Origin of the sequence: Mesorhizobium sp. M7A.F.Ca.CA.002.09.1.1, assembly GCF_003998555.1 — a bacterium.
GTDB classification, from domain to species: Bacteria; Pseudomonadota; Alphaproteobacteria; order Rhizobiales; family Rhizobiaceae; genus Mesorhizobium; species Mesorhizobium ciceri.
The window spans coordinates 1-1,509 of the sequence record NZ_RZRR01001118.1 but is presented as its reverse complement, the minus strand read 5'-3'; the positions used below and the strand labels follow the sequence as shown (position 1 = coordinate 1,509).

General features: G+C 62.9%; 3 protein-coding genes. All 3 read left to right on the top strand.

Going from position 1 to position 1,509, the window contains the following annotated elements; translation table 11 throughout:
• Nucleotides 1–144, top strand: a 144-nt coding sequence (locus EN994_RS30870; protein ID WP_206530541.1) for a 2-oxo acid dehydrogenase subunit E2, incomplete at its 5' end; no start/stop codon positions are given.
• 149 nt (nucleotides 145–293) lie between these two features.
• Nucleotides 294–929 (top strand): SGNH/GDSL hydrolase family protein, encoded by a 636-nt coding sequence (locus EN994_RS30865; protein ID WP_013531484.1) that lies wholly within the window; start codon nucleotides 294–296, stop codon nucleotides 927–929.
• A gap of 12 nt (nucleotides 930–941) precedes the next feature.
• A partial coding sequence (locus tag EN994_RS30860) for an FAD-dependent oxidoreductase (RefSeq protein ID WP_127308118.1) occupies nucleotides 942–1,509 on the top strand: 568 nt, incomplete at its 3' end.

Below are 1,509 nucleotides of genomic sequence, written 5' to 3'. Positions count from 1 at the left end.
GTCAAGAATGGCGAGATCAGAATAGCCACCGTGATGTCGGTGACGCTGTCGACCGACCACCGCGCCGTCGACGGTGCGCTGGGTGCCGAACTGCTGGTCGCCTTCAAGCGCCTGATCGAGAACCCGATGGGCATGCTGGTTTAGGGAAGCGAGAGGGCGGTGCGGATAGTCTTCACCAGCCTCTTCGCTTTCATCATTTCCGGATTCGCCACCGGACTGGCTGCTCGGAAACGGGCGGTCACAACCCATGGATGGCGGGTGAAGCGTGGGTTGATCGACGCGCAGGTGGGTGCATGAAGACGGTTCTTTGTTACGGCGACTCGCTGACCTGGGGCTACAATGCCGAAGGTGGCCGCCATGCGCTGGAAGACCGCTGGCCAAGCGTGCTGCAGGCCGGCCTTGGCAGTGGCGTCGAAGTTATCGCCGAAGGCCTCAATGGCCGCACCACCGCCTTCGACGACCACCTGGCCGGTGCTGATCGCAACGGCGCCAGGCTGCTGCCAACGGTGCTGACGACGCATGCGCCGATCGACCTGATTGTCATCATGCTCGGCGCCAACGACATGAAGCCGTGGATCCACGGCAATCCCGTCGCGGCCAAGCAGGGTATCCAGCGGCTGATCGACATCGTGCGCGGTCACGACTATCCGTTCGACTGGCCGGCGCCGCAGATCCTCATCGTTTCGCCGCCTGTCGTCAGTCGCACCGAAAATGCCGAATTCAAGGAAATGTTTGCCGGCGGCGACGACGCCTCGAAGTTTTTGGCACCGCAATATGCCGCGCTCGCCGATGAGGCCGGCTGCGGCTTCTTCGACGCCGGCAGCGTGGCGCAAACCACACCTCTCGACGGTGTTCATCTTGACGCCGAAAACACGCGAAACATCGGCGAGGCGCTGACACCAGTCGTGCGCGTCATGCTGGAATTGTGAAGGAGAAAACCCGTGGCTGAGAACTATGACGTCATCATCATCGGCTCCGGTCCCGGCGGCTATGTCACCGCGGTGCGTTCCGCGCAGCTCGGCTTCAAGACGGCGATCGTCGAGCGCGAGCATCTCGGCGGCATTTGCCTTAACTGGGGCTGCATCCCGACCAAGGCGCTGCTGCGCTCGGCCGAGATCATGCACTATTCGGATCACCTGAAGGATTACGGGCTGAAGCTCGACGGCAAGGTCAGCGTGGACACATCGGCCGTCGTTGACCGCTCGCGCAAGGTGTCGCTGCGGCTCAATGGCGGCGTTGCCTTCCTGATGAAGAAGAACAAGGTCGACGTCATCTGGGGCGAGGCCAAGCTTTCGAAGGCGGGCGAGATCGTCGTGTCCAAGACGGCCAAGAAGCCGATGGAGCCACAGCCGCCGGTGCCGAAAGGCGTCAAGGGCGAGGGCACCTATACCGCCAAGCACATCATCCTGGCGACCGGCGCCCGGCCACGCGCGCTGCCCGGCATCGAGCCGGACGGAAAGCTGATCTGGACCTATTTCGAGGCCATGGTGCCGAAGGAGATGCCGAAGT